The sequence below is a fragment of the Francisella sp. 19S2-4 genome (genome assembly GCF_036281795.1).
GTDB lineage: Bacteria > Pseudomonadota > Gammaproteobacteria > Francisellales > Francisellaceae > Francisella.
In genome coordinates this window covers 1-7,149 of record NZ_JAWUZH010000066.1, presented here as the reverse complement: position 1 = coordinate 7,149, position 7,149 = coordinate 1, and the positions used below count along the sequence as shown (strand labels likewise).

The window sequence follows — 7,149 nt, the reverse complement described above, 5'->3', positions numbered from 1 at the left end:
ACTAATATCTGTAACATCTGTATTTTACAAAATATATCTAACAATTTGGGATATTAATTCAACAGTCTTTTATATATATCAAAAGTCTATAGAGTATATGAGTAATTTAATTAGAAATTAATCTATTCGCTTCTTTATTTGATCGTCTAATACAGTTTTCAATTGCTAATCTATCAAAGAAATTTCCAGTAATATATAAGTTAGGTATTTGTGAAAGTTCTTTTTCTAAACCTTCTAAGAAGGTACTATGATTACGATGGTAGCAAGGTAGTAGGTTTGTTTTTTGATATGAGTATAAAATGTCTGCGTTGTCTATTCTTAGAAGTTTAGCAATTTTATGAACTAGATTTTCTTGAGAAGAATTATTGTGGCAGTGAAAAACTATAGCTCTATAATCAGGATGATTAACAACATCTCTAGAAACAGCAGAAAAGAAAAACTGTTCTTTACCAATTAAACCAGCTAAGTTTTTTATATGATCAAGCTTATTTTTGTCAATAATAATAGCAAGGCTTGTTAGCTCAGACATTGTTGGAGAATATTTATGTTTAGCTATATTAGGAAGAATGTCTTTTAAAAATTCTTTTGTAATATTCCAAGGAGTTGCTAAACAAATTTTATCAGCAATATAGCTAGTTTTGTCTGTTGTAATTAGCCATTGTTTATCTTGATTATAAGAAATATTAAAGACATTACTCTTTATAGAGTTTATTTGTGAGTTTTGTATGATGCTTGAAAGTCCATTTCTTAAAGTAAAACTTCTTGGTATAGTTTTATCTCTATCATATTTTTTAAAGAGATATTCCATTGGAAAGTCTTCGCTATTTTGTGAAAGTACCGCATTAAAACAATATTTTAAAGTATTATTGTAGTTTTCTTCGCCAAAAAGTTTTGAAGCATATTCTTTTACAGTTTTATCATTTTTTGATATTTTTCTATTTTTAATATAATTAAATATTAAGCTAAAGAAATTTAAATTTTTGAAAATACTTTCAATATTGTTGTTAGGTTTTACTAGTAAAAAAGGTAACTTATTACGAGTAATAATATTATCTTCTATTTTGTTTTTTTTGATAAAATCGATAGTATCTGTATAGGAGTTGTATATGGTGTGTGCACCCATTTCAAACCAGAAATCTTTATAATTTTGGGTATCAATACAACCATCATTTCTATTTTTCTCAATAATTAGATTTTCAATACCTGCTTCATTTAGTTTTTGTGAAAAACTAACTCCTGATATTCCGCCACCTATAATTACTGTATTAACTTTATTCATTTGGTAGTAGTATCCATAATTTACCTTTATTATTCATATGGCCAGCGTTAAATTCAGCTTGTTTACCATGACCCCAGAAAACATCACCACGAATAGCACCGCGAATAGCTCCTCCAGTATCTTGGGCAATCATTAATCTGTCAAGAGGAACAGTATCCTTATGATTTTCTTTATAATAGTCTGTCTCTAGCCACAGAGGCACTCCATAAGGATAATATATATGATCAACAGCTAAAGAGTAACCAGGTGTTAGTTCAACATCTTGAGCACCTACAGCATTTTTACGATCAATATATCTAAAAAATACAAATGATGGATCATAATTTAAGACGTCATCAATTTTATCTTTATGATTATTAAGCCATTCTTTTATAGATTGCATAGACATTTCTTTTGCAGACATATAGTTGTGCTCAAGTAAATATTTTCCTATTGGTCTATAAGGATGGCCATTTTGACTGTCATACCCTAGTAAGATATCGCCACTACCTGTTTCTATTCTTCCAGAACCTTGAATTTGTAAAAAAGTACGATCAACTTTTGATTTTACCCAAACTAATACATCTTTATTTGAGAATAAATTACCTTCAGATATTTGCTCTCGTGAATAATATGGAACTAATTTCCCATCTTCATTATATATACCAAATACATAGCTGTCATCGCCGTTAGATTTTTTGACTAAACCATCTGGAGTTTTGTATATTGGTACACTATATTGCAGTGTCTTTACTAAGCTTCCTTTCATTGTGGGCTCATAATATCCTGTAAAAAGTCCAGTATCTTTATCACCTATGATTATCTGATAAGGAGTGAAGTTTTTTTCAAAGAATAATCTTGCTTCTTGAGGAGTTTTAAAATTTGTTTTTTCTACTTTATTGCAGATGTTAATCCAGTTCTTATATTCTGGCTTTTTTTCTTCAAGTATTTTGCTACATGATAATTTTAGCGCATTTAAAGAATTGAGCTGATTAGCTTTATCCCAGTTAGCTAACTTTTTGAAAGTTGATTTTTGGTATGTAACTTTATCTGAATACTTTTCTGTAAGATAGTCAGCAACACTTAGTTTATTTTGTTCTTTAATTTTAGATTTTTTAGGTTTGGTAATGAGGTCTTTAGGTTTTTCAGGAGTTATACTTGTTGGCTTCTCTGGAAGATTACTTTTAGTATTAACATTTGCACAGCTTGATATTACTAAAGTAAGTAAAATAATATTTATCTTTTTTAAAGTCTTCATTGCTCGTTTAATACTCATTATAAAAAAATGCTAATAATTTCTTGAAAATATCGAAATAATCACTATCTATAAAACATCTAACAAATTGTAGTATTAACAGAACTAAAAGTAAAAGGTTGTTTTATGAGTAAAGATGAAAAAAATAAAGTAGAAGATCAAAATCTAAATAATGAAGCAGAAGCACAAGATAACTCTTCTAATAATGCTGTTGAAGAACTATCAGTGGAAGAACAGCTAGAAAGATCAAAAGATGCCATAAAAGAACTTGAAGAAACTTGTGATGCTATGAAAGATGAGGCTCTAAGAGCTAGAGCAGAGATGGAAAATATTCGTAGAAGAGCAGAAAAAGAAGTTTCTAATGCACGCAAATTTGGCGTAGAAAAATTTGTTAAAGAGCTTTTACCTGTAACAGATAGTATTGACCAAGCTTTAAAGCATGAGGTGAAATTAGAAGAAGCAATAGCAATGAAAGAAGGTATCGAGCTTACTTCTAAAATGCTTTTAGATATTTTGAAAAATAATGGCTTACAAGAAATTAATCCAAAAGGAGAAAAGTTTGATCCAAATATTCATGAAGCTTTGGCAATGATACCTAATCCGGAAATAGAGGATAATACTGTTTTTGAAGTTTTTCAAAAAGGTTACTTATTAAATGGACGTGTAGTAAGAGCCGCTAAAGTTATTGTTGTAAAAAATTAAAAAAAGTTCTTGAAAAAAAACAAACTACATCCATCTATTAGTCAGATGGTTTTAAAAAAATTACTTGAATTAAAAGAATTAGAAATATAAAACAGGAGAATCAAATGGGAAAAATAATAGGAATAGATTTAGGAACTACTAACTCTTGTCTTGCTATCATGGATGGTAAGAGTGCTAAAGTTATTGAAAATGCTGAAGGTCATAGAACTACGCCTTCAGTGGTAGCTTATACAGATGGTGGTGAGATCTTAGTGGGTCAATCAGCAAAAAGACAAGCTGTAACAAACCCTGATAATACTTTCTTTGCTATCAAAAGACTTATCGGTCGTAAGTATGATGATAAAGCTGTACAAGATGATATCAAAAAGAAAGTTCCTTATGCAGTAGTTAAAGCAGATAATGGAGATGCTTGGGTTGCTACTAAAGATGGTAAAAAAATGGCGCCACCTCAAGTATCTGCTGAGATATTAAGAAAGATGAAAAAAACAGCTGAAGATTTCTTAGGTGAGCCTGTTACAGAAGCTGTAATTACAGTACCTGCTTACTTCAATGATAGCCAAAGACAAGCTACAAAAGATGCTGGTAAAATTGCAGGTCTTGATGTTAAAAGAATTATCAACGAGCCTACAGCTGCAGCATTAGCTTACGGTGTTGACTCTAAAAAAGGTGAGCAAACTGTAGCAGTTTATGATTTAGGTGGTGGTACATTCGATATTTCAATCATTGAAATTGCTGATGTTGATGGTGATAACCAAATCGAAGTATTATCAACAAATGGTGATACTTTCTTAGGTGGTGAAGATTTCGATTTAGCTTTAATGGACTACTTAATTGATGAGTTCAAAAAAGAGCAAGGTATAGATCTTCATAATGATAAGCTAGCTTTACAAAGAGTTAGAGAAGCAGCAGAAAAAGCTAAAGTGGAATTATCATCTGCGAGCCAAACAGATGTGAACTTACCATATATTACAGCTGATGCTACAGGACCTAAGCATTTAAACATCAAGATAACTAGAGCTAAATTTGAATCTTTAGTTGGTGATTTAGTTGCTAGATCTTTAGAGCCATGTAAAAAAGCTCTAGAAGATGCTGGTTTAAGCAAATCTGATATTACAGAAGTACTATTAGTAGGTGGACAAACTCGTATGCCTCTAGTACAAGAGAAAGTAAAAGAGTTCTTTGGTAAAGAGCCTCGTAAAGATGTAAACCCTGATGAAGCTGTAGCAGTAGGTGCAGCTATTCAAGGTGGTGTATTAGCAGGTGATGTTAAAGATGTACTTTTATTAGATGTGACTCCACTTTCTCTAGGTATTGAGACTATGGGAGGGGTGATGACTAAGCTTATAGAGAGAAATACGACTATCCCTACTAAGAAGTCACAAGTATTCTCTACAGCTGAAGATAACCAACCTGCGGTAACTATTCATGTACTTCAAGGTGAGCGTGAAATGGCTTCTGCAAACAAATCTTTAGGTAGATTTGATTTAGCAGATATTCCACCAGCTCCTCGTGGTATGCCACAGATTGAAGTTACATTTGATATAGATGCAAATGGTATCTTAAATGTATCTGCTAAAGATAAAGCTACTGGTAAAGAGCAAAATATTGTAATTAAATCTTCTAGTGGTATATCTGAAGAAGATATCGAGAAAATGGTACGAGATGCAGAAGCTAATGCTGAAGCAGATAAGAAGTTCCACGATCTTGTAGGTGCTAGAAATACTGCTGATAACCTAATTCATAGCTCAAGAAAAGCTATAACTGAGCTAGGTGAGAAAGTAACAGCTGAAGAAAAAGATAAGATTGAAGCAGCTTGTAAAGATCTAGAATCAGTAGTTAAAGGTGACGATAAAGATGCAATCGAAGCTAAAACTAAAGCTTTAGAAGAAGCTTTTGCACCAATTGCTCAAAAAGCATACGCTGATCAAGCTCAAGCAGCAGGCGCCCAAGGTGGAGCTCAAGCTGAAGAGCCTAAGAAAGATGAAGATGTCGTTGATGCTGATTTTGAAGATGTTGAAGACGAGAAAAAATAAATAAAATTCTTTTAAAAAACCAATAAGGTGCGGTTTATGCGCACCTTTCTTTTTGTTATAATTATACGTCCAAAAATTTTAGGTTAATTAAAATGCAACAGAAATGCTACTATGAAATTCTAAATGTATCAAAAACAGCTTCAGGTGTTGAAATTAAAAGAGCTTATAGGAAGCTTGCTATGAAATATCACCCAGATCGTAATCCAGATGATAAAGAAGCTGAAATTAAATTCAAAGAAGTCTCTGAAGCTTATGAAATATTAAGTGACGATCAAAAAAGATCAAGATATGATCAGTTTGGTCATGCTGGAGTTAACCAACAAGGTGGTGCTGGAGCTGGAGGTTTTGGTGGTTTTGAAGACATTTTTGACACTTTCTTTGGTGGTGGAGCTTCTCGAGGCGGTGCTGGTAGATCTAGAGCGTCTAGAGGTAGTGATCTAGAATATACTTTGGAAATATCATTAGAGGAGGCCTTCTTTGGTGCAGAAAAAGAGATAACTATACCAAGGATGGCTGCTTGTGATACTTGTGAAGGTACTGGATCAAAATCTAAAAGTAAGACAACCTGTCATGCATGTCATGGTCAAGGTACAATTAGAAGACAGCAAGGTTTTTTTGCTTTTGAGCAGACTTGCCCAGTTTGTAATGGTACTGGTTCTAATATTTCAGATCCATGTGATGTATGTTATGGAAATGGTAAGGTCAAAAAACAAAAAACTCTAAAAGTTAAGATACCAGAAGGTGTTGATAACGGAGATAGAATCAGACTTCATGGTGAAGGAGATTCCGGATCTAATGGCAGCATGAATGGTGACCTTTATGTCCAGATCTTAATCAAGGATCATAAGATTTTTGAAAGAAGAGAAATGAACCTTTACTGTGAGATGCCGATAAGTTTTACTAAAGCTTGTCTTGGTGGAGAAATTAAGGTTCCAACATTAGATGGCGAGGTTGTATTAAAAGTTATTCCAGAAACTCAAACAGGTAAAGTTTTCCGTTTAAGAGAAAAAGGAATGAAATCTTTAAGAGGCCATAGAAGAGGTGATTTACTTTGTAAGGTAGTAGTAGAAACTCCTGTAAATCTAAATGCTGAACAAAAAGAACTTTTAGAAAAATTTGCTGATAGTTTAGGTGAAGATTATCAAAGTAAGCATTCGCCAAAAAGTAAATCTTGGTTTGATAATGTAAAAGACTATGCTAAGAGCTTCTTTGAATAATTAATCATAACTTTTTTATCTTTAATAATTATTTCTGAGAAAATAATCTTCTTCATTTTCTTTTTGAAAGCCTAAACGTTTAATTAATGTAATTGATGCTATATTTCTTTTATCTATAGAAGCTTTTATTTCTATGACTTTATAAGTTTTAAATAACTCTGTTATAACACAACTTGCAGTTTCTGTAGCAACTCCCTTTCTCCAATAAGCTGGAAAAATAACATATCCTAAAACAGCTGTTTTTTCTAAAATAGGGATAGTTGCTTGGACATATCCAATATATTTTTCTGACTTCTTACATTTGATTATCCAGTTTAACCAAATATATTTATTATCTGGAGATATTTGTTTTTCTCGCTGTTTATATTTGATTTCTAATTTATCTAAAGAAGATGGCGGTGAGTCATCTATATAGTGATATATTTCTTTGTTCTGTAGTAAGTTAAACATCTTATCTGCGTGCTCTTGCTTGAGAGGCTCTAGTTTAAATCTACTGGTTAGCAAAGGTGTTTTATTTGTCATTTAGAAAATAACGAGTTTCTTTTAGATTTATCTTATTAAAGTTAGAAAAAAATATGTATATTATATTTAGCAATTTTCTTAGATATTAAAAAGACTGTTGAATAAATCTTTCAATTTCTATGAATAGGAATATTTTTGCTATTTTTAGTAAAAACTTAGCCT

The 7,149-nt window shown here is 31.7% G+C and carries 6 protein-coding genes; 3 read left to right on the top strand and 3 right to left on the bottom strand.

Annotated features, from left to right (window positions below):
- Positions 1–106 precede the first annotated feature (106 nt).
- On the bottom strand, positions 107–1,279 hold the full coding sequence (locus R8535_RS10355; RefSeq protein ID WP_329499000.1) for an NAD(P)-binding protein: 1,173 nt from the start codon (positions 1,277–1,279) through the stop codon (positions 107–109).
- The gene (mltA, locus tag R8535_RS10350) at positions 1,272–2,534 is read right to left on the bottom strand and encodes a murein transglycosylase A (protein ID WP_329499002.1); all 1,263 of its coding nucleotides are present in this window, start codon (positions 2,532–2,534) and stop codon (positions 1,272–1,274) included. The genes R8535_RS10355 and mltA overlap by 8 nt, the downstream gene beginning before the upstream one ends.
- Before the next feature lie 105 nt (positions 2,535–2,639).
- Between mltA and grpE the strand changes: the two genes are divergently transcribed.
- From grpE to dnaJ, 3 genes are all read left to right on the top strand, one after another.
- Positions 2,640–3,215 carry a nucleotide exchange factor GrpE gene (gene grpE, locus R8535_RS10345; RefSeq protein ID WP_329499004.1) on the top strand — a complete coding sequence of 192 codons (576 nt, stop codon included), beginning with the start codon at positions 2,640–2,642 and terminating at the stop codon, positions 3,213–3,215.
- Between the two features lie 104 nt (positions 3,216–3,319).
- Positions 3,320–5,248 (top strand): molecular chaperone DnaK, encoded by a 1,929-nt coding sequence (gene dnaK, locus R8535_RS10340; RefSeq protein ID WP_329499005.1) that lies wholly within the window; start codon positions 3,320–3,322, stop codon positions 5,246–5,248.
- Between the two features lie 92 nt (positions 5,249–5,340).
- Complete coding sequence (dnaJ, locus tag R8535_RS10335; RefSeq protein ID WP_329499007.1) at positions 5,341–6,465, top strand: molecular chaperone DnaJ; 1,125 nt, start codon at positions 5,341–5,343, stop codon at positions 6,463–6,465.
- 21 nt (positions 6,466–6,486) lie between these two features.
- On the opposite strand, the gene R8535_RS10330 is transcribed toward dnaJ, so the two are convergent.
- On the bottom strand, positions 6,487–6,987 hold the full coding sequence (locus tag R8535_RS10330) for a GNAT family N-acetyltransferase (RefSeq protein ID WP_329499009.1): 501 nt from the start codon (positions 6,985–6,987) through the stop codon (positions 6,487–6,489).
- Positions 6,988–7,149: the final 162 nt, after the last annotated feature.

What these genes read in the sequence shown, in the direction of transcription:
- R8535_RS10355 (WP_329499000.1), bottom strand. Translation starts at nt 1,279, where the DNA reads ATGAATAAAGTTAATACAGTAATTATAGGTGGCGGAATATCAGGAGTT.
- mltA (WP_329499002.1), bottom strand. Translation starts at nt 2,534, where the DNA reads ATGAGTATTAAACGAGCAATGAAGACTTTAAAAAAGATAAATATTATT.
- grpE (WP_329499004.1), top strand. Translation starts at nt 2,640, where the DNA reads ATGAGTAAAGATGAAAAAAATAAAGTAGAAGATCAAAATCTAAATAAT.
- dnaK (WP_329499005.1), top strand. Translation starts at nt 3,320, where the DNA reads ATGGGAAAAATAATAGGAATAGATTTAGGAACTACTAACTCTTGTCTT.
- dnaJ (WP_329499007.1), top strand. Translation starts at nt 5,341, where the DNA reads ATGCAACAGAAATGCTACTATGAAATTCTAAATGTATCAAAAACAGCT.
- R8535_RS10330 (WP_329499009.1), bottom strand. Translation starts at nt 6,987, where the DNA reads ATGACAAATAAAACACCTTTGCTAACCAGTAGATTTAAACTAGAGCCT.